17 protein-coding genes and 3 pseudogenes are annotated in these 21,834 nt (G+C 37.8%); 11 read left to right on the top strand and 9 right to left on the bottom strand.

The features are described from left to right. Positions 1–23: 23 nt before the first annotated feature. Both NMK50_RS07800 and NMK50_RS07795 read left to right on the top strand, forming a co-directional pair. A pseudogene (locus NMK50_RS07800) lies at positions 24–502 on the top strand (phage integrase central domain-containing protein); the annotation flags it as partial. A 3,117-nt stretch (positions 503–3,619) separates the two neighbouring features. Then, entirely contained in the window at positions 3,620–3,958 is a 339-nt protein-coding gene (locus NMK50_RS07795; protein ID WP_254770001.1) for a hypothetical protein, read from the top strand. A gap of 389 nt (positions 3,959–4,347) precedes the next feature. Here NMK50_RS07795 and NMK50_RS07790 read toward each other — a convergent pair whose 3' ends face one another. Further along, positions 4,348–4,872, bottom strand: coding sequence for a peroxiredoxin (locus NMK50_RS07790; protein ID WP_254770000.1), 525 nt, complete (start codon positions 4,870–4,872; stop codon positions 4,348–4,350). 254 nt (positions 4,873–5,126) lie between these two features. Between NMK50_RS07790 and NMK50_RS07785 the strand changes: the two genes are divergently transcribed. Further along, positions 5,127–6,752, top strand: coding sequence for an alpha-D-glucose phosphate-specific phosphoglucomutase (locus NMK50_RS07785; RefSeq protein WP_254769999.1), 1,626 nt, complete (start codon positions 5,127–5,129; stop codon positions 6,750–6,752). 501 nt (positions 6,753–7,253) lie between these two features. On the opposite strand, the gene fumC is transcribed toward NMK50_RS07785, so the two are convergent. Beyond that, positions 7,254–8,642, bottom strand: a complete 1,389-nt coding sequence (gene fumC / locus NMK50_RS07780; protein WP_254769998.1) for a class II fumarate hydratase — start codon at positions 8,640–8,642, stop codon at positions 7,254–7,256. Between the two features lie 231 nt (positions 8,643–8,873). Between fumC and groES the strand changes: the two genes are divergently transcribed. The 4 genes and pseudogenes from groES to NMK50_RS07760 all read left to right on the top strand — a co-directional run bounded on the left by groES (position 8,874) and on the right by NMK50_RS07760 (position 11,349). Beyond that, positions 8,874–9,170 carry a co-chaperone GroES gene (gene groES / locus NMK50_RS07775; RefSeq protein ID WP_004865053.1) on the top strand — a complete coding sequence of 99 codons (297 nt, stop codon included), beginning with the start codon at positions 8,874–8,876 and terminating at the stop codon, positions 9,168–9,170. A 59-nt stretch (positions 9,171–9,229) separates the two neighbouring features. Next, the gene (groL, locus tag NMK50_RS07770; RefSeq protein ID WP_241437457.1) at positions 9,230–10,873 is read left to right on the top strand and encodes a chaperonin GroEL; all 1,644 of its coding nucleotides are present in this window, start codon (positions 9,230–9,232) and stop codon (positions 10,871–10,873) included. A gap of 82 nt (positions 10,874–10,955) precedes the next feature. After that, positions 10,956–11,153: pseudogene (gene groEL / locus NMK50_RS07765) on the top strand (chaperonin GroEL); the annotation flags it as partial. Further along, positions 11,137–11,349, top strand: a complete 213-nt coding sequence (locus NMK50_RS07760) for a hypothetical protein (protein ID WP_254769997.1) — start codon at positions 11,137–11,139, stop codon at positions 11,347–11,349. The pseudogene groEL and the gene NMK50_RS07760, both read left to right, overlap by 17 nt. A 347-nt stretch (positions 11,350–11,696) precedes the next feature. Here the strand turns inward: NMK50_RS07760 and NMK50_RS07755 are convergent. Next, positions 11,697–12,181, bottom strand: a pseudogene (locus tag NMK50_RS07755) (integrase arm-type DNA-binding domain-containing protein); the annotation flags it as partial. A gap of 172 nt (positions 12,182–12,353) precedes the next feature. Here NMK50_RS07755 and NMK50_RS07750 point away from each other — a divergent pair. The 4 genes from NMK50_RS07750 to NMK50_RS07735 all read left to right on the top strand — a co-directional run bounded on the left by NMK50_RS07750 (position 12,354) and on the right by NMK50_RS07735 (position 14,524). Beyond that, positions 12,354–12,650, top strand: a complete 297-nt coding sequence (locus NMK50_RS07750; RefSeq protein ID WP_374112169.1) for a hypothetical protein — start codon at positions 12,354–12,356, stop codon at positions 12,648–12,650. 126 nt (positions 12,651–12,776) lie between these two features. Further along, positions 12,777–13,178 (top strand): hypothetical protein, encoded by a 402-nt coding sequence (locus NMK50_RS07745; protein ID WP_254769996.1) that lies wholly within the window; start codon positions 12,777–12,779, stop codon positions 13,176–13,178. Positions 13,179–13,720: 542 nt separating this feature from the next. Next, the gene (locus NMK50_RS07740) at positions 13,721–13,879 is read left to right on the top strand and encodes a hypothetical protein (protein WP_254769995.1); all 159 of its coding nucleotides are present in this window, start codon (positions 13,721–13,723) and stop codon (positions 13,877–13,879) included. A gap of 309 nt (positions 13,880–14,188) precedes the next feature. Then, positions 14,189–14,524 carry a zinc ribbon domain-containing protein YjdM gene (locus tag NMK50_RS07735; protein WP_254769994.1) on the top strand — a complete coding sequence of 112 codons (336 nt, stop codon included), beginning with the start codon at positions 14,189–14,191 and terminating at the stop codon, positions 14,522–14,524. Between the two features lie 750 nt (positions 14,525–15,274). Here the strand turns inward: NMK50_RS07735 and NMK50_RS07725 are convergent. From NMK50_RS07725 to trpS, 6 genes are all read right to left on the bottom strand, one after another. Continuing rightward, on the bottom strand, positions 15,275–16,510 hold the full coding sequence (locus tag NMK50_RS07725; RefSeq protein ID WP_254769993.1) for an MFS transporter: 1,236 nt from the start codon (positions 16,508–16,510) through the stop codon (positions 15,275–15,277). Positions 16,511–16,950: 440 nt separating this feature from the next. Then, entirely contained in the window at positions 16,951–18,195 is a 1,245-nt protein-coding gene (locus tag NMK50_RS07720) for a coproporphyrinogen-III oxidase family protein (protein WP_254769992.1), read from the bottom strand. Between the two features lie 160 nt (positions 18,196–18,355). Next, the gene (gene speD / locus NMK50_RS10640; RefSeq protein WP_374112221.1) at positions 18,356–18,613 is read right to left on the bottom strand and encodes an S-adenosylmethionine decarboxylase; all 258 of its coding nucleotides are present in this window, start codon (positions 18,611–18,613) and stop codon (positions 18,356–18,358) included. Positions 18,614–19,569: 956 nt separating this feature from the next. Then, positions 19,570–20,148: a NifU family protein gene (locus tag NMK50_RS07715; protein WP_254769991.1), complete on the bottom strand. Its 579-nt coding sequence runs from the start codon at positions 20,146–20,148 to the stop codon at positions 19,570–19,572. 65 nt (positions 20,149–20,213) lie between these two features. Next, complete coding sequence (locus NMK50_RS07710; RefSeq protein ID WP_254769990.1) at positions 20,214–20,705, bottom strand: universal stress protein; 492 nt, start codon at positions 20,703–20,705, stop codon at positions 20,214–20,216. A gap of 41 nt (positions 20,706–20,746) precedes the next feature. Next, entirely contained in the window at positions 20,747–21,817 is a 1,071-nt protein-coding gene (trpS, locus tag NMK50_RS07705; protein WP_254769989.1) for a tryptophan--tRNA ligase, read from the bottom strand. Between the last annotated feature and the right edge of the window lie 17 nt (positions 21,818–21,834).

Genomic DNA, 21,834 nt, shown 5'->3' with positions numbered 1-21,834 from the left:
CTCAATGGCTTTTACGCTATCCCATTCATGAGTGTCTTCGTGAAATAGGTTTCGGTGTGCTTTGAGGGCTATCTCTTTAAAGCAAGCTCGTGAATTGACAACACAATGGCGTTTTGTTCTTCATGCGGGACGTGACCCCATTAAAGAACATGTGAAACAAAAGCATGAAGCAATGCGGAATCTCCATTATTTAAAAGATATTGCTTTGGATGTTTTCGAAAGTCGTAAAGCAGAATTAAAAATGATGGTAAGGATGGAGATTGGTTTTCATCTTTAAAACTTCATATTCTTCCTAAATTGGGTTGTTTCCTGGTTGCAGAGATTACACAAACAGATATATACGCAATACTTTCGCTCCCATCTGGCATACAAAAGCTGGGACAGCCTCTCAAGCACTAATCCGTTTTAATCTTTGTTTCAAGCATGCTGCTTTGCCTTGGGATTGGATGTTGATTTACAAGCAACAGAAAAAGCGCTGGCTCTCTTGGGTATGACCTTTCATACCCAAGAAGAGGACTGTGGACGGTTGCAGAAAAAAGAAAGCATTACGGGATAGAGAGCTTGCTTTTTTCAAAGTTTCTCATACTTCCAATGATGAGGGTACACGAAATTTTTTTGTCGCATCACATGCACCTTTAATTCTCAGCAGGGATAGTTCATTTATTCTCTTCAATCTGATTTTTACAAAGATGACGCAAAAGATTTGGATTGGTCCGAACGCCTGTAAGGGTAAGAAAACGCATTGCTCAATGTGTCATGGTTATTGTTTTGCACAGTGTTTTAAAACTGCTCTCTCTTGCTAATCCCATGTTGATCTATTCGGAGCTTTATGGCGTTTTATGCTTGTGAAGCAACAAGCTGGAAGCATCCATAGCAATGTCTTTGGGACAATGGAGATTACATAGTGTCTCACATTTTTGTTTATTGTGTTCTTTAACGGGGTCAAGCCCCCATGCAAAACAAAATGCCATTGAGTTTCTAGTTCACAGGCCTTTTTTTTAAAAAACCTTTCTTAAGGCCTCCAAACATTTCATAGAGACATCTGTGGATGCTATACCGAAAATCCATTGAGCATCGCCATCTTTACGTTTGTAAAGCACAAGTTGGCACACTCTACAGCAATGCTCTTTAGGACAATGGAGATTACACAGTGTCTCACATTTTTGTTTATTGTGTTCTTTAATGGGGTTAAGCCCCCATGCAAAACAAAATGCCATTGAGTTTCTAGTTCACAGGCTTTTTTTAAGAAACAGCTCTTAAGGCCTCCAAACATTTCATAGAGACATCTGTGGATGCTATACCGAAAATCCATTGAGCATTGCCATCTTTACGTTTGTAAAGCACAAGTTGGCACACTCTACAGCAATGTCTTTGGGACAATGGAGATTACACAGTGTCTCACATTTTTGTTTATTGTGTTCTTTAACGGGGTCAAGCCCCCATGCAAAACAGAGCGCCATTGAGTTTCTAGTTCACAGGCTTTTTTTTAAGAAACAGCTCTTAAGGCCTCTAAACATTTCATAGAGACATCTGTGGATGCTATACCGAAAATCCATTGAGCATCGCCATCTTTACGTTTGTAAAGCACAAGTTGGCACACTCTACAGCAATGCTCTTTAGGACAATGGAGATTACACAGTGTCTCACATTTTTGTTTATTGTGTTCTTTAATGGGGTTAAGCCCCCATGCAAAACAAAATGCCATTGAGTTTCTAGTTCACAGGCCTTTTTTTTAAAAACCTTTCTTAAGGCCTCCAAACATTTCATAGAGACATCTGTGGATGCTATACCGAAAATCCATTGAGCATCGCCATCTTTACGTTTATGAATGTACAAGCTGGTGCCATCATATTCTTTACTACCTCCCAATGTTGCGACAGCCCGTGGTATTTAGGCAATTCATAAGAGGCATTTTTCCTCCTTGCTAAGCGGTTTCACCCACACACAAGCCCCGCTTGTGATGTGCAAGTAAGTGGCTTTAATGGATTGAACATAAGAGGGTTTGAGATGAGAGAATCTGACAATATTCGGGGTTATAATACAAGTTAAAAAAATCTTTATTTATCTTTATAAATCAATCAGTTATAGTTACATAATTACCTAAACGAGAAAGGAATCTCATGAGGAGATGCTTCAGGTTCAGTCTCTTTCATATCTTATGAGAGGTTATGCACATGAAGGGGTGTGCGGACGGTTGTAGAAAAAAGAAAGCATTACGGGATAGAGAGCTTGCTTTTTTCAAAATTAGTAGGTTTGAAATGAGAAAGTCTTAAGATATTCAAGGGGATAATTTTATATGTGTAATGATTTATTTTTACAAATTCATGTGATGTAGCTCTTATGTAAAATCGAGTTGTTTTTTACGTTCGAGCAGCATAAAAGGGATTTCTTAAGAGGTCAAAAGAACAACACTCTATGAAAAACGCATCCTTTCGAGAGCGCGATGACAAGATCTTCCATCAATAAAAAGACTTTAACAAATAAAGGTTCTCAGAAAATTTTAAGGCTTCACGTAATATCTCTCCAAAAATTTATAAAAATATGGACAGTTTTTATTGGCTTAAACTTTGAATTTTTATCCGTTTACATAAGACCCTTTGATAGGATCTTTTTGAGTAATATATTGATTTATAAAGATAAATAATTATTTTCCCACTTGTATCATAATCCAAAACATTGTAAAATTTTCTCATCTCATCTCAAGTAAAGCCAATTGCTTGCATGTCACAAGTGGAAGCGTATAGATAAAAAACTTTGGAAATGAGGAAAAAGATCGCCTATGAACCGTCTCAATGCAAGATTTTTTTGTAAAATAGGGGATTGGCAAAAAGAATAATGGGGTTGGTTTGCTTCTTTACAAGCCTAAAGATGTTGGTGCACAATGGTTTTATTGGTATGCCATCCACGAATATTGCTATGAAATGGGCTTGGGTGCCTTAAAAAAGATCTTTTAAAAAAAGCACGTAAAGGTGTAAACCAATGGCGTTTTGTTTTACAGGGAGATCGCGCTTCATTAAAAAACATAATAAATAAAAACATGCGGCAATGTGTAATCTCCATTGTCTCAAAGACATTGCTGGAAATGGTCGGTTTTTTCTTTCATAAACGTAAAGATGGTGGTGCATAATAGTTTTATCAGTATACCATCCACGGACGCCGTCGCGAAATGGGCTTGAGTGTGCTTTGAGAGCTGTTTCTTTAAAGTAAGCCCTTGGATTAGCACTACAAAATTGGGCCTTATGGGAAGAAAAGATGAACAAGTCTTCTCTTTAAAGACTTTTCCAGTTTCAAAAAATAATGGAACAACTTAAATCGAACAATTTTTACGGGAAAATAGTTGGATACGTTGTCAGTGCCTATAATGGTGACTGACGGGTAATATGCATTTTTTATAAAATCAATGCATTAATAGAGAAATACAATGGTCCAATATGATTTTACCGTGCTCTATGAAAGAAATCCTTTTATTCTTGAAAGACCTTAGGATATCGGAAAATCCTTTCAGCTTCCTTCTTCACACTTCGGATTTGAAGATCTGCCGCAAATTACCTTTTCAGGAGCGTCTGATAGCCGGCGTATGATCTTTGGGCTTTCCTTTATTGGGATGAAAAGTTTTTTGGTGATGTTGTGGCAAGTGGGGAAAATGTTGGATGAGGATGAGATGGATTTATGGTTTGATCAGGTAACATTAAATCATGATATCCTTAGTGAATTCTTGAGCTGTGATGTTTCAATCAAAGAACCAGAATACCTTAATTTTATAACTTTTAAAGAAGGTATCGAGGAATTAGAACAGAATAAAATTGTCGCGAAGGGGACAAAAAAAGATTGTTATTTCATTAATCCAGATGTGTTTGGGATTGCTAGACAGGATGAAGAGTGTGTGTTTCATGAAGATGAGGAGGGGGAAGTGGATGTGATTTTTGTGGGCGGTTCCTCTCATAAACAGTTGCTTTAGCAGTTATAAAAAAACGCTTAATTTTTGACAATCCATGTTTAAAAATTGAGGACGAGCAATTCGCACAGTGATGTTAAAAGTGTTTTTGGTCTCTCTTTTTGGTGAGAAGGAGGAGGGACGTTATATAGAAGTTGTTTTTGGGGATGGTATAACTCTTTGAGTTCCATAAAGATGAATCTTTTTTTGTATTCAGAAGGATGGAGCGTTATTTTTTTTGATCATTGCCGGAGTTGGTATTGAGAGTTTTCTGTATGCTTTTCTTGATAAAATATTTCCGCTTCGTTTTTTGTGTTTAAAAACTGTTCAAAGACAAACGGCACAAACGTCCCTTTGCGAAGGAGTTTGTGCCGTGAAGTCTATACTTTTAAATGTTTAAATGAGATATGAGATTAGCCTTGCAGGTTTTTTAAAACATTTTGCGGTGAAGAAACCTCATAAGGGTCTGTTGTACAGTTATCTGAAAAGCCTGCTTCTTCAAACCATTGCTCAATCACACCATCGTTAATAACAGCGGCATAACGCCATGAGCGCATGCCAAAACCAACATTGTCTTTCGCAACCAACATACCCATTTTACGGGTGAATTCACCAGAGCCATCAGGAATTAATTTTACATTTTTAATTTTTTGCGTTTTCCCCCAAGCATTCATGACAAAAGCATCATTGACAGAAAGGCAATAAATCTCATCAATGCCTACTTTTTTAAATTCATCATAAAGTTTTTCAAAATCAGGCAGTTGAAAGGTTGAGCAAGTAGGTGTAAAGGCGCCTGGAAGAGAAAAAAGAATAACCCGCTTTCCTTTAAAATAGGTATCGCTTTTAACCTCTTGCCACCGATAAGGATTATCCCCATCAACGGATTCATCGCGGACACGCGTATGGAAAGTAACATTGGGAACGGTCTTTTTAATCATAATGATGCTCCTGCGTTTTTGTGAAAATTGTCTTTCAAAACAGACCTCGTCTTTAAATATGTTTTTAAATTTCATCTTTAAAGAAGAAAGATGTATTGAAGAAGATGTTTTTAAAAATATGCTATGATTCATAAGTGTGCAAGTACTTCATTGTTCCATCCAGGGGAATTAATGGTCGACTTTAAGCGATCTTCACTTTAAAATTAAAGGAAGAGTATGAAGGGACAAGGGAAGGGCATGAAGGCACCTTGACAATGATAAAGACAGTTTTAACAACAGCTTTTGATGATCAAAAACCAGGAACATCAGGTTTGCGCAAAAAAGTGTCGGTTTTTCAACAACCCCATTATGGGGAAAATTTTATACAGTCTCTTTTCAATAGCATAGAAGATGTTGAGGGAAAATGCCTCATTCTTGGCGGCGATGGACGCTATTTCAATGAGACTCTTTTGCAAATTGTCCTGAAAATGGCCGCTGCCAATGGTGTTGCTTGCGTAAAAGTAGGAAGAGGGGGCATTCTTTCCACGCCGGCTGTTTCGCATCTTATTCGCAAACATCATGCCCATGGGGGATTTATCCTGTCAGCAAGTCATAATCCTGGTGGCTTAGAGGGGGATTGTGGCATTAAATACAATATTGCCAATGGTGGTCCTGCTCCCGTTTCTCTGTGTGAAACTGTTTTTAAAACATCACAGCACCTTTCTTGTTATAAAATTTTTGAGGCACCAGATGTTGATTTGGAAAAAGAAGGAACAACTTTTCTAGGGTCTATGCGAATAGATATCATTGATCCCGTTGCAGATTATGTGGCGTTGATGCAAGAGATCTTTGATTTTGATTGTATTGCTAAGGCTGTGAGGGAAGGTCTTACTTTGCGCTTTGATGCCATGCATGCGGTAACGGGACCTTATGCCCATGAAATTTTTGAAAAATGTTTGGGATTTCCTGAGGGAACCGTGGTCAATGGTGTTCCCTTAGCCAATTTTGGCGGGAAGCATCCAGATCCCAATTTGGTTTATGCCAAGGGGCTTTATGATTTTTTAATGTCGGAGCAGGCGCCTGATCTAGGGGCAGCTTCTGATGGAGATGGAGATCGGAATCTTATTATTGGCTGTGGGCAATTTGTTACGCCTTCTGATTCTTTGGCTATTATGGTGGAATATGCACATCTCATTAAAGCGTATCGTCAAGGCATTGTAGGGGTTGCTCGCTCTATGCCAACAACGTGTGCTGTTGATTTGGTTGCTGCAAAAAAACAATTAAATTGTTTTGAGACACCAACGGGTTGGAAGTTTTTTGGTTCACTTTTGGATGCCGGAAAAGTGACCTTTTGTGGTGAAGAAAGCTTTGGAACAGGCTCGCATCATATTCGTGAAAAGGATGGTTTGTGGGCGGTGTTGTTTTGGTTAAATCTTTTGGCGGTGACAGGGAAAACTGTCGCACAAATTGTGCGCCATCACTGGCAAACCTATGGGCGTTTTTACTCCTTACGCTATGATTATGAAGAAGTGGAGGCGGAAAAAGCCTCTGCACTCATCGAGCACTTGCGTGCCCATTTACCACGCGTGGGAACTGAAATTGCTGGACTCTTCGTCGAAAAAGCCGATGACTTTACCTATCATGATCCCATTGATCACAGTGTGAACAGCAAGCAAGGTCTGCGTATTTTTTTCAAAAATGGCGCAAGGTTGGTGGTGCGTTTATCGGGAACGGGAACCGTAGGGGCGACCTTGCGGCTTTATTTTGAGCAGTATGAAGCGGATTCACTTAAACATTTTCAAGATCCGCAAAAAGTTGTCCAGCCTTTACAACAGGCTGCGTTGAAATTGTTGAATTTAAAACAACAGTTAGGGCGTGAAAAGCCTGATATTATTACATAAAGCTTATGGGTTAGGGAAAAGTTTTTCCCTCTTGTTGTGTGGTGCGTTTGTTGGTGATGCGCCCTTGCGGAGATTATAGCCATCATTATTCTCATGTGACGCGCGTTTTGTGGTTGTCGTGCGTAGAGTTATGTGCATTTTTGTGCACAAAAATTTTTGTGTTCTTTGCAACAGGTTGCGTTGAAATTGTTGAATGTGAAACAACAGTGAGGGTGTGAAAAGCCTGATATTATTACGTAAAGTTATGGATTAGGGAAAAGTTTCTTCTCTCTTGTTGTGTGGTGCGTTTGTTGTATGGCGAGCCTTGCGGAGATTATAGCCATCATCATTCTCATCTGATGCGTGCTTTGTGGTTGTCGCGTGTAGAGTTATGCGTTTTTTGCAAGAGATGATTTTGAAATGATAGAAAAAAACATCGAACCATAAAGGGTCCGATGTTTTCATCAAATAAAATCTGTTGTTCTCCATTTATTGTTTGTTGTGTAGATTTCTTGTGTGGGTTTATTGCGGATGAATCATCTTTTTAGGATCAACAAGCCGGTCATAAGTCTCTCCAGAAATGCCCGCTTTTATTGCTTCAGCACGTAAAGTTGTATCATTTTTATGGGCGGCTTTGGCAATTTCAGCAGCCTTCTCATAGCCAATCTCTGGGGCAAGAGCTGTCACCAGCATTAATGAGCGTTCCATGAGAGAATGAATATGGATTCGATTGGCGCGTAATCCTTGTATGCAATGGAGGTCAAAAGAGCGCATGCAATCACCAAGAAGTGTGATCGACTGTAAAACATTATAGCCAATAACAGGTTTATAAACATTGAGTTCAAAATGTCCCTGACTTGCAGCAAATGTCACACTGGTATGATTGCCAAAGACTTGGCAGGCAACCATTGTCATTGCTTCACACTGTGTGGGGTTAACCTTACCCGGCATAATAGAAGAGCCTGGTTCATTTTCGGGCAAGTTGAGTTCTCCCAATCCCGAACGGGGGCCTGAACCCAAAAACCGGATATCATTGGCAATTTTGAATAAATCGGCTGCTAGAGCATTCAAGCTACCATGGAAATGAGCAAGGGCTCCATGATGGGCGAGGGCTTCAAATTTATTGTTGGCGGTTTTAAAAGGGATTCCTGTAAGGGTGCTGATTGTTTGCGCAAAAGCAACATCAAAACCTTTCGGTGCATTGAGCCCTGTTCCAACTGCTGTGCCTCCTTGGGCAAGCATTTGTACATCGTTTAGCGCTGTTTCAATGCGTTGGCGGTTGGCTTCTAAGGCAGCACGATAGCCGGAAAATTCTTGTGCGAGAGTGAGAGGAGTGGCATCTTGGGTATGCGTTCGGCCGATTTTGATGATATCGGCAAATTCTTCCTCCTTTTTCTTTAAAGTCAGAATAAGGGCTTCAAGAATGGGAAACAAGTGTTGGCGTGTTTGTAATGTGGTGGCAATGTGAAGCGCTGTGGGAAAGGAATCGTTTGATGATTGACTCATATTGACATGGTCATTGGGGTGAACTGGTTTTTTGCTGCCTAATTTTCCTCCCAAAAGCATGCTAGCATGGTTGGCAATCACTTCATTGACATTCATATTGCTTTGCGTACCAGAGCCCGTTTGCCAAACAGAAAGGGGAAAATGGGTGTCAAAGGCACCGGCAAGCACTTCATCAGCCGCAGCAATGATCGCTTTACCAATTTTTTCTGAAAGCTTGCCTTTTTCCATATTGACAACAGCTGCTGCTTTTTTAACAAGGCTTAAAGCATAGATGATGCTGAGAGGTTGTTTTTCACTGCCAATATTAAAATTATGCAGAGAACGTTCAGTTTGTGCGCCCCAATAACGATCTTGTCGGACCGCAATCGTTCCAAAGCTATCCGTTTCCTGACGTGTTTCAACCATGATAAGTTCCTTTTTGTTTGCAAATTTAATACAAAGCTAGATAACGCAAAATAGAAAAGGGAAGCAAGTGTTTGAAGGATCTTTAGAGAAATTTTTATGAACTATCCTTGACATTGAGGTGCTGGGATTTTATATCTTAACTGCTGTTAGCACTCCTAAGTTGAGAGTGCTAGCAAGGACTTAAAATTAATTCAATTCTATCAATTATATTAAGTTTTAAGGATTTAAAATATGGCTAATATACAATTCCGCCCACTACACGATCGCGTTGTTGTTCGTCGGGTTGAATCTGAAAATAAAACCGCTGGTGGGATTATCATCCCTGATACGGCGAAGGAAAAACCTCAAGAAGGTGAAATTATTGCTGTTGGTAATGGCGCTCTTGATGACAACGGAAAGCGTGTGCCTCTCGAAGTGAAAGCAGGAGATCGTATCCTGTTTGGAAAATGGTCGGGCACCGAAGTAAAGATTAATGGGGAAGATCTCCTCATCATGAAAGAATCTGACATTATGGGAATTCTGGGTTAATTCAGAATCTCAATTTTTTTTATTTTGTACTATTTGAGATAATTCCAAGGAGAAATTAAATGGCTGCTAAAGAAGTCAAATTTGGCCGTGAAGCGCGTGAGCGTTTGTTGCGCGGTGTTGATATCCTTGCTAACGCTGTTAAGGTGACCCTCGGCCCTAAAGGGCGCAATGTGGTGATCGATAAATCATTTGGTGCGCCTCGCATCACAAAAGATGGTGTATCCGTTGCAAAGGAAATCGAACTAGAAGATAAGTTCGAAAATATGGGTGCGCAAATGTTGCGTGAAGTTGCTTCCAAAACCAATGATATTGCTGGGGATGGAACAACAACCGCAACTGTTTTGGGACAGGCTATCGTTCAAGAAGGTGTAAAAGCCGTTGCTGCAGGCATGAACCCAATGGATCTCAAGCGTGGAATTGATGCTGCTGTTGATGAAGTGGTCGCAAATCTCTTCAAAAAAGCGAAAAAAATCCAAACTTCAGCAGAAATTGCCCAAGTGGGAACAATTTCCGCTAATGGCGCGGCAGAAATCGGTAAGATGATTGCTGATGCTATGGAAAAAGTGGGCAATGAAGGCGTTATTACCGTGGAAGAAGCAAAGACTGCTGAAACGGAATTAGAAGTCGTGGAAGGGATGCAATTTGATCGTGGATATCTCTCTCCCTATTTTGTCACCAATGCTGAAAAAATGGTGGCTGATCTTGATGATCCTTACATCCTCATTCACGAAAAGAAATTGTCTAATCTCCAATCTCTCCTTCCTGTGCTGGAAGCTGTTGTTCAGTCTGGTAAGCCTCTTCTCATTATCGCTGAAGATGTTGAAGGTGAAGCTTTGGCAACGCTCGTTGTTAACAAGCTCCGTGGTGGTTTGAAAATTGCTGCTGTTAAAGCGCCAGGATTTGGTGATCGTCGTAAAGCAATGCTCGAGGATATTGCAATTTTAACTTCGGGTCAGGTCATTTCCGAAGATGTGGGCATTAAACTGGAAAATGTCACTTTGGATATGCTTGGACGTGCTAAGAAAGTTAATATTTCTAAAGAAAATACTACGATTATTGATGGTGCTGGACAAAAAGCTGAAATTAGTGCACGCGTTAATCAAATCAAAGCGCAGATTGAAGAAACCACTTCTGACTATGATCGTGAAAAATTGCAAGAAAGACTTGCCAAACTCGCTGGTGGTGTTGCCGTTATTCGTGTTGGCGGTGCAACAGAAGTTGAAGTGAAAGAAAAGAAAGATCGTGTTGATGATGCCTTGAATGCAACACGTGCTGCTGTGGAAGAAGGTATTGTTGCTGGTGGTGGAACTGCATTGTTGCGTGCAGCAAATGCGCTCACCGTTAAAGGAAGCAATCCTGACCAAGAAGCTGGTATTCATATTGTTCGTCGTGCACTTCAAGCACCAGCACGTCAAATTGCAACCAATGCCGGTGAAGAAGCAGCCATTATTGTCGGCAAGGTATTGGAAAACAATGCAGATACCTACGGTTACAACACTGCAACTGGTGAATTTGGTGATTTGATTGCTTTGGGAATTGTTGATCCTGTGAAGGTTGTGCGTTCTGCTCTTCAGAATGCTGCTTCAATTGCAAGCCTTCTTATTACAACAGAAGCAATGGTTGCTGAAGTACCAAAGAAAGAAACACCAATGCCTCCAATGCCTGGTGGCGGAATGGGTGGAATGGGCGGAATGGATTTCTAAGCTCTTTCGTAAAGATAAAAAAGACGGGTCTATTGGGCCCGTTTTTTTATTTCAGCGGGGCTTACTGTTGCGATATATCATTGGTGAATTTGGTGATTTGATTGCTTTTAGAATTGTTGATCCTGTGAAGGTTGTGCGTTTGGCTCTTGCACATGCTGCTTCAATTGCAAGCCTTCTTATTACAACAGAAGCAATGGTTGCTGAAGTACCAAAGAAAGAAACACCAATGCCTCCAATGCCTGGTGGCGGAATGGGTGGAATGGGTGGAATGGATTTCTAAGCTCTTTCGTAAAGATAAAAAAGACGGGTCCATTGGGCCCGTTTTTTTATTTCAGCGGGGCTTACTGTTGCGATATATCATTGGTGAATTTTTTGATTTGATTGCTTTTAGAATTGTTGAACCGGTGAAAGTTGTGCGTTTGGCTCTTGCACCAGCTGTTTTGATCACAAGCCTTCTTATTACACTGAAGATATAGCAGATCTATTATATGTTTTAAGTGATGGCAAACAGGATTATGTAAGTTTAGAAAACTAAAAAGATGACTTTGTTGGTATGAAGGTTGGCAAAAATTCTTGTACTTTTGATCACATCCCCCCCCTGGAAATGCTCTTTGGATAGAAACAGGGAAAATATTGAAAGGTTACCCCAGGGGGTATGCTTGTTATGGTCATGTGAGTTCACTATGCCGATATGATTATGGAACACCACATCGTATAAAAATTTATTCAAATATTCAGGGGAGGAAAAAGGAAGAAAATCTTAAGATTATTAGGTGGACTCGTCCTATTAAGTATCGCTGGAGTGTAATATCGATAAGCCTCCTCCAGCTTTTATGTGCCAGATGAGAGCAAGTGTATTGCGTATCTTTGTTTGTGTAATCTCTGAAACCGGTAAGCAACCTCATTTAGGGAGAATATGAAGTTGTAAAGATGAAAACCAATCTCCATTTTTACCATCATTTTTGAGTTCAGCTTTACGGCTTTCAAAAGCATCGAGAGCGATATCTTTTAAGTAATGCAGATTACGCATCGCTTCACGCTTTTGTTTCTCACGTTCTTTAATGGGATTACAAGCCTCACGTAAAACAGAACGCCACCCAGTTGCCAATTCACGGGCTTGTTTTAAAGAGACATCTCTTAAAGCACCCAAGCCCATTTCACGCCGCCGCCCGTGAATGGTATAGCGATAAAGCCATTGAGCATCCCCCATCTTTACACTTATGAAGGTGCAAGCTGGCACCATCATACTATTTACCGGCCCCCAATGTTGCGACAGCTCTTGGTATTGAGACGATTCATAAGAGGCATTTTTGTTCCTTTCTAAACGGTTTTCACCCCCACATACCAACCCCACTTGTGACGTGCAAAGGGATGGTTTTGATTGATTCAAGATAAGGGGATTTGAGATGAGAGAATCTTACAATATTCGGGGATCTTATTCAATAGGCAAAAAAGTAAATTATCGTTATAAATCAATGTTTTGATTAATTATTATGATCCAGAAAATCAAAAGCTTAGTTTAAATCAAATGGTATCCATTGATGCTTGTATGGTCCAAGCAGGGTTTCATGATAGATATGACGATCCGTATTGGTGTTATAATTATAAAAACCTTCCCATTTGTCGTCTAGGCGTTATGATTTCGCAGCGAAGTGTCAAAAAGCGCTTAAACAGCCCGTTTTGTAAACAAAATAAAAATGGCTCTAAATGCCAACCTTTAATTTTTGTTGGTGATAATCAACTATCCTATATTTCTTATTTTTGCTTAGAATGGTAAGATTGTTTCGTCAATTCCCCTTTTCAATTCAATGAGCAATTCTCTTAAACAGCTGGGATAAGAATATTAAAAGCTTACATGCCTTATAAACATATTTTATAAATAGGCTTATGAGAGGAGGAGGAAATGAAAAAAATCTTTAAGTTATTAAGTGGATTCGCTTTGTTAACTATCGCTGGATGTGAATTTTTCAGGCCTCCTTCAGAGCATGTGAAAAAGCCCCCTCCAGATCCTATTGAGATAAAAAAAGCGTTGTTAGAATGTGGAATGCTAGGTGTTGCACCTTATAATCACGAAAACGATAATCTGAATGGCGGTGAATTAGCAACGATTGATGCTTGCATGACTCAAGCAGGACTTCATGACTATTATCCATATAGGAGTGATTGGTGTCGTGACCAATATAAATATGGGGTAGAGTTTTCAATTTGTCGTCCAGGTGCTGTTATTCCGCAACGAAGTGTCAAAAAGCGCTTAAATAGTCCTCATTGTAAAAAATATAAAAATGCACCTGAATGCAAAGTTTAAGTATCTGGCTGCTGGTAAATGATCAACAATCCCCCATACGTGCTTTCGCACGCATGCGTGGGATTGTTTCTTCAACCATTATTCTCACACTGTTTATCAAGCAATAGAATTGTGGGGAACTGTCTTGAACTTTTATCATGCAAAGCACTGTAAAACGTCTTGTATTTTTGTATAATGATAATAGATTGATTTATAAAGATAAATCATGTTTTTTAACTTGTATCATACCCCCAATATTGTAGGATTTTCTCATCTCATCTCATCTCATCTCATCTCATCTCATCTCATCTCATCTCATCTCATCTTGAAGCAAGTAAAATCACTTGCTTATATGTCTTGGGGGGGGCGTGTGGATAAAAGTTGTACAAGAAAGGAGATAAGATGCCTGTTATGAAGCGTCTCAATACCAAGGGCTGTCGCAACATTGGGGGCCGGCAAAGAAAATGATGGTGAATGAGAGGGTTTAAGATGAGAGAATTTTAGGATATTAGGGGCTTTTCTTCAACATCTAAAATGATGAACTCTCTTTATAGATCAATCTATTGCCTATTCAACGAAAGGTATGGTTGTTGTTAATGCCTGTTACAACAGAAGCGGTGGTTATTGAAAAGCCAAAGAAAGAGATCCATGGCCTTCTATGTTTGGTGGTGGAATGGGCAGAGTGGATTTTGAATCCTGTCATTAAGGGAAACAGAACATGAATGAAGAAAAAGCGTTTTATAGGATTTTTCCTTTTTTGTATGATTGCAATGTGTTTTTTTGATGCCAATAGATCTTATTTTCATTGATGCATTTTTTTCAGAGGTGTTTTGATGGTGATGTTTGTTTTAAGGATGTTTTGTATCGGTATTTGATAAAATTTTGCTCTTATTTTTTGTTGGATGACTTTAATCGCTAAGAATTTTAGAAAAATGCACTGTTCGTCTTTTGCTTTAGCAATGGACAATGAAGATCTTTTGCTCTATTGAGCGCTTATAGAGATGTTTTTTCTTGAATAAAAAAGGGAATCTATGAACCAATATCCTAAATGCCCTCACTGTGGTGGTCTTTATACTTATGAAGAGGGTGAAAACTTTGTGTGTCCTGAATGCGCCCATGAATGGCCACAAAAGAGTGAAGATTCTTTTACTTCTGAGAGCGTTTATGATGCTAATGGTCAGGTTTTGAAAAATGGGGATAGCGTTATGGTGGTGAAAGATCTTAAAGTCAAAGGCGCCTCATCCGTTCTCAAAACGGGTACTAAGGTGAAGAATATTCGCCTCGTCGATGGAGATCATAATATCGACTGTAAAATTCCGGGGATTGGTCAAATGGGTTTAAAATCGGAATTTGTTAAAAAAATTTAGTGGGGACTAAAGTTTAATCAGTTTTTGGTTTTCACAATATATTGATTTATAAAGAGAATTTATCATTTCGCCTCTTAAATTATGCCTCTCGAATATTGTAAGATTCTCTTATATTCAATCCATTAAAAACACTGACGTATATGTCACAAACAGTATTGGTGTGTGGATAAAAGCTGTACAAGAAAGGAAAAAATGCTTCTCATGAAGCGTCTTTATGTAAAAACTATTGAAAAAAGGCTGTCGTAACATTTCAGAATTAGCAAATAGAATAATGATGCCGGCTTGTTAAAGCGTATTTGTTTGAGATGAAGGTAGAGAGAGCAGAATTTCTTCCATTCTTTTAAAGTTTTCAGAGATAAGAACCATGTAGAAAAAGAAACAGTATGGAGATCTCAAAGAGATCAATGATCGGTATCACCTGGAGTGTTAAGGGGTGTTCTCTGTTTATTTTTCTTCAGTTTTATAACTCCAATCATTCCAGTGGAAATAATGAATGCAGACATAGCTAAAAAAGAGCTCACTAATCCCACGAGTGCAAAAAGTCCGGCAATAAAGCCAGACACTGCTTCAGCAGAGTTCGCTAAGGCTGTCGTAACATTTCAGAATTAGCAAATAGAATAATGATGCCGGCTTGTTAAAGCGTATTTGTTTGAGATGAAGGTAGAGAGAGCAGAATTTCTTCCATTCTTTTAAAGTTTTCAGAGATAAGAACCATTTAGAAAAAGAAACAGCATGGAGACCTCAAAGAGATCAATGATCGGTATCACTTGGAGTGTTAAGGGGTGTTCTCTGTTTATTTTTCTTCATTTTTATAATTCCAATCATTCCAGTGGAAATAATGAATGCAGACATAGCTAAAAAAGAGCTCACTAATCCCACGAGTGCAAAAAGTCCGGCAATAAAGCCAGACACTGCTTCAGCACAGTTTGCTAAAGTTGAAAAAGTTCCAAAACTCTTCCCAAAATCTTCACGACGAGAGTATAATTGAATAGCTGAGACTAAACTAATATCGACAAATGCACCAATAAATCCCAAAACAAATGCGAGCACGAGAAGGAGTTTTAAAGAAAGCATTGCAGCTAAAGGCATAATAAACAGAGTAATCCCGTAGAGAAGCCAAAATACCATGAGCTTCAAGGATGTAATATTGAATATAATTTTACTATATAAAAAACCACCTAGAAGAGTTCCAACAGCAATGAGAGAAAATAGAGAACTCACAAAACTTTCCTCTCCACCTTGAGAAAGAATAAATGCTGGAATTAAAAATCTTAAAATTGCACCAGTAAAGAGAATAGCAAAGGATGAGCCAACCAGCGTAATAAATAAATTCTTATTTTTTGTAGAAATATGTTTAAGATAGAAAGTTGTTTCGCGATAGATTTTTATAAAATAGAATGATTTATTCTCACTTGAATTGAAATTCATGAGATTCAACAACAAGATAATAGATAGAAAATAGGTAAAAAAATCAAAAATGAGGACTGTCGATTTATTGGCTAAAAAAAGCAATACTGAACAAACGAGAGGGCCAATGAGGGATGCAGTTTCTTCTATAATTTGTGAAATGCTATTTGCTTTTGTCAGATCATTTATTGAAAATATTCTCGGAATGGCAGCTTGAAAACTTGGTTGAAAAAGACTCCTTCCTATTGTTGTAAACATTGCTGCAAAAATAAGAACAATAATATGTGCATTCCCTGTTATATAGGTTATAAAAACGAATAATGAGGCTAATAATCTCACAAATTCACTGAAAATCATATTTTTCTTCAAAGAAAAATTATCCGCTAACCACCCCCCTATAGGGCCAAAAAAGAGAAAAGGGATAAAGCGAAAAAAATACACAAGACCTGTAAAAAAGGAGTTATCCGTTAATTCTAAGACAAGTAAAACAAAAATAACTTCATAAGTATAATCACCAATTTTAGAAATAAAGAGAGATAAAAAAAGCAATAATGGACTTTTTTTTAAAAATAAATTCATACCAATCATCCGATATTAAACTTTTCTATAATTAAAGTTATATATCTTTAATAAAATTGGTGATATAAACTTCAAATGAATCATATATTTAAATAAATATCTTAATAAATTAACAAATATAAAAATTTTCTATATTAGTACAATAAATATCTCTCTTTTTTCGCATTAGTGCGATACTGTTATTAACTTTTTATAATACAATATTAGATTTATTCTTTTATAAATATTTTTTGATAAGAATAGCTAAAGTCAACACAAGTAAAGAGGGAACAGCATCTATTTTTGTTAAGAATGCTGTAATTTTCACTATTTTTGACGACAGATAGAAGATGTTTTTTAAACAAGTGTTGATAATATTATTTTAGCCTGCAGACAGCAAAGCACACTCATTACTTTGGAAAGAAGATATGCTTTAAATTTCTTGCTAAAGCAAGAAATTATCATACATACATAAGCTCTTTTTTAGCTATAAATCTACCTGTTTTATCCAGTTTTTTTGCAATAAATGCCTTTAAAATACGTTGATCTTCTTCTGGCATAAGCCAAAACATAATATTAGTATACCAATACCAGCCTAGTTTCGTAAGTTGCCAAGAATAATCATCTTCCACTATAAGATTATTCGATAAAAGAACATCTAGTTTAGCAGAAATACTACTAGGTACAAAGTCCATTTTTATTAAAGATTTTCTCACTACACCATGATAAGGTAATCGTAGGATGATTGGCTTTATCTCATCTAGAATTGGAGAGTGCTTACTAACATTTGCTAGCATTTTTTCGCTATTAACGGCTGTAATGTAAGCATTACGATTAGAAAAATTTGTTATTACGTGTTCACGTATTGATGATATGGCATTTACTCCAAAACCATGCAAGTCATAATTTGAATATCCATAAACATGCTCATGATATACAAAACTATATTCATCCGTAACTATATCAGAGGACACATTTGAGGTACGAATATAACCATGACCATTATGAGGCATAAATCCCTTATTTCTCATGTAAGCATCTATTAGCATATTCATAGAAAATTTTCTTGTTGCTGTAGTAAGACCTAAACCACGATTTTCGATAGCTTTATGTAATTTTGCTTGAGTCACAACATTGTCAATTGGGTATATATCTATATTAGACGTACCAAGAGATACGGCCATTTCAAGATCTTGAATTATCTCTTCTTCATCCTGTCCGTTCATACCGTATAATATATCAAAAAGTACGTACTTAAAATTCGCATTTAATATACTAGCTGCAAACTTAATGTGTTCGTATGTAGATGTAAGATTAAAGAGTTTTCTCCATTCGGGGTTAAAAGTTTGAAGACCAAACCGTGGATGCGTAACTCCTATTTCTTTCATAGCAATTACTTTTTTCTCGGTAAGACTTTTTATTTCAATTTCAAAAGAAAATTCACAATGAGATGCTATCTTGAAATGCTTATGTATAGCTGCTCCTATTTTTAAAATATTAGATGGAGACAATAAAGATGGAGTTACACCTCCAAAAAAAATTGCACGAACAGGAACAGTGTGGTAGTCGATAAAATTTGCTTTTAATTCTATTTCTTTAATTAAAGCATCCGTGTAATTATTAATTAGAGTTTCGCCTTTATAACCACCTTTAGTAAAAGGACAAAAAGTACAGAGTGTTTCACAAAAAGGAATATGAAAATACAAAGCTCTTGAATCAAGAACGTCATTACTATTTACAATAACATCAGATACTGGCTTATCGATAATACACCTTCCTTGACTTGGAAAGAAAAATTATACACAGGAATCTGACAATCAAACTTAAATAAACCATTATTTTTGATATTCATGACCACCTTCATTCTTAATTTAAGTTACAAGCTGAAGAGCTATTGGTCCTCAACAAATGCTTATCTCTTTTGAAGGATCTAACAAATAATTGTCCAGTATGTTTCCATTGAGCTTTGATAGTTTCAATTGCAGAGCTGTAACCTTGTCCAAAAGTATATAAATCAATACTTATGTAATTACTCTCTGGATATGTATGGAATGATAAATGTGATTCACTCAATAAAAAAAAACCTGTCACACTTTGTTCCTCTGTTGTAAATTTGTGTGACATGAATCCTAGAATATTCATTTTTGTGTTTTTTCTTACTTTAAGAAAGAATATAAGGTTTTTTCATCTCTCAAGAGCTTTAGATCATTTACAACTCCATCCAGAAAATAATGATAACCTTCATTATCCATTATAATTCCCCCGTTAATTCATATTATATTGGAAGAGGCTAGACACCTCTTCCAATATAATTTTAGAGTATTAGGCTGGTAGTATGAATGTCTTCTTCTAAATATTCCGTTATAAATAATTCATATGCACTTTCCATAATTATCTCCCAAATTTAATATTTAACTTATTGTGTACACAACATGAAGCGCACTACACTAACGTAGAGAGTATACAATAGAAAATTATTTAATTTTACAGAGGTAATAAGAAAAGTTATAATTTAGCATTTATTTATACGATCAACTTCTTAATAAAATCACATATATAAACTATATATTTTAGTTATATTTTCTACGTTTATGAAGTAACAGGTCAGTATCATTATTTTCTTTGCTAGCTCTCAATGTTGCAACAGCTCTTGCATGAAGGCGATTCATTAAAAGGCGTTTTCATGCCTTTCTCAAACGGTTTTTGTTCACATATCTCTCCTTTTGGTGCAAGGGAATGTTTCTTTTCATTTAATCTAAGGGGAATAGAAATGAAAAAATCTTAAGAGTCTTTGAGAATCTTATTTAACATATAAAACACTAAATTATCATTATAAATCAATTTTTTATCGCAATAGAAAGTTTTAGAATTTCGTCTGTATGATGCTTTTGTGGAGAATAGGTCATTTTGCTCTTTTTCTTTGATTTTGTAAAGAAAGTGCCAATAATCAAGTGCTCAAAATCTTCTTTTTTCGTGGTCTTTATAGATGGTGTGATGTGGTTTTGGGATTTGGTTTTGTGACAGCGCAGGAGTATTCTCCTCACGCTTGTGTTTGCTTATCGCTGTTTTGATCTCGTTTTCTATTGTGGCATTGCTTCCACACCTAAAACTTCTGGAATAAAGTGCCGTAAAAGATTTTCAATTCCATGTTTGAGTGTTGCGGTTGAGGAAGGGCATCCGGCGCATGCACCGCGCATATTGAGGTAAACAATACCGTTTTCAAAACCGCGAAAAGTGATATCTCCTCCATCATTGGCAACGGCGGGGCGAACACGGGTTTCGAGAAGCTCTTTAATTGTTATGACAATATCAGCGTCTTTTTCATCATAAAATTCTTCGTTAAGGGCGTGGGTTTGTGCTTGTGTAGAGGCATTGGTGGTGACAACCGGTTCACCGGACAGAAAATGCTCCATAATTGTGCCCAAAATAACGGGTTTGAGATGCTGCCATTCGCCTTCTTTTTTGCTTACCGTGATAAAATCGTAACCTAAAAAAACACCATTGACATTTGGAATATTAAACAGTTTCGCAGCGAGAGGAGAATTTTTATCCGCTTCTGCATGGTCACGAAACTCTAATACACCTTCGGAAAGAACCACACGACCTGGCAAAAATTTAAGCGTTGTAGGGTTGGGGGTGGCTTCAGTTTGAATAAACATATGCTCTCCTTTTATATAAGGTCTTTGAGATAAGGGATGAGGAGGATTGTTATCTCTCATCCTGTTTAAGCAATTGATTCAATGTCTTCATCGGCAACACTGCTTGGAATGATGGTAACAGGAATTGAAAATGCCGTTCCCCGATTTCCGATCAGTTGAATCAGTGGTCCTGGTCCTTCTGCGTGTGCACTGGCTGCTAAAACAATGAGTGCAATATCCTTATCTTCGTTGATGAGTTTAGAAATTTCATCAATTCCTTCACCTTCACGGATAATGATTTCTGTTTTTAAAGCGTGGGTTTTGTGTACATCATGGGCAATTTCTCGCAATATTTTATCAGCAATTTGCGTTGATTCTGTGCGCATAATGCTATTGACACCCAGAAAATGTTGAAATTCTATACTGTCCACAACACAGAGCAATACCAATGTCCTGTTGGTATTTTGCGCATGTTGTGCGGCAAATGCAACAGCACGGCGGCATTCTGGTGTTTCATCAATAATGACTAAAATTTTTTTCTTATGAGATTTTTTCGGATTTTTTCTTTTGGAAACCATGGGGTGCTCTCTATATTCTTGATCATTGAAACCTTATTGTTTCATGTATCGTGTAAAAATCCAACGATTTCACGGATTTTTTTCATATTTTTTTCTGCTAATGCACCGGCACGTTGTGCACCATCATGCAAAACAGAATCAATATAAGCATTGTCTTGATGCAAGCGACGCAGTTCCTCTGTTATTGGTGCAAGCTTATGAACAACAAGGTCTGCTAAGGCTGTCTTGAACAGTAAAAATTGTTGTCCTGAAAATTCTAAAAGGACTTTTTCTTTGCTTGAGTGAGCAAAGGCCGCATAAATACCAAGAAGATTGTTGATCTCTGGTCGTCCTTCTAGAGCTGTTAATGTATCGGGAAGAGGGGCTGAGTCCGTTTTTGCTTTGCGGATTTTTTTGGCAATAAGATCCGCATCGTCGGTTAAATTAATGCGCGAAAAATCGGAAGGATCTGATTTGGACATCTTTTTTGTACCATCGCGCAACGACATAATGCGCATCGCTGTCTCTCCTATTAGCGCTTCTGGTATTGGGAAAAAGCCTGATTTTTCTTCTTCATCCATTGGCATTGAAACAGCAAAATTTAATTCTGCAATACGATCAGAATAGTCGTTATTGAATTTTTGTGCAATGTCACGTGTGAGTTCAACATGCTGTTTTTGATCTTCACCTACTGGAACATGAGTGGCACGATAGAGTAAAATATCAGCGGCCATCAGACTTGGATAAGCAAAAAGCCCAAGGGATGCTTTCTCGCGATCTTTTCCTGCTTTATCTTTAAATTGCGTCATACGTTTAAGCCAACCAATACGGGCGATACAATTGAAAATCCATGCAAGTTCGGCATGTTGGAAAACACGCGATTGGTTAAAAATAATGTGTTTTTGCGGATCAATTCCAGCTGCTAAAAAGGCGGCGGTGACGGCTCTGGTGGATTCAATCAAAGTAAGGGGATCTGGATTCACTGTGAGTGCATGCATATCAACAACGCAATAGAGGCAATGATGAGATGTTTGTAGCTCAACCCAATGTTTGATGGCGCCAAGATAATTGCCAAGATGTAAGTTTCCACTCGGTTGTACACCAGAAAAAACAAGCGGTGTGAAGGTCTCCATAGAAGTGTTCTTTCTTA

The sequence above is a fragment of the Bartonella harrusi genome (assembly GCF_024297065.1).
Classification (GTDB): Bacteria; Pseudomonadota; Alphaproteobacteria; order Rhizobiales; family Rhizobiaceae; genus Bartonella; species Bartonella harrusi.
Note: the sequence above shows the minus strand (reverse complement) of the source record. Positions and strands in the feature narration are given on the sequence as shown.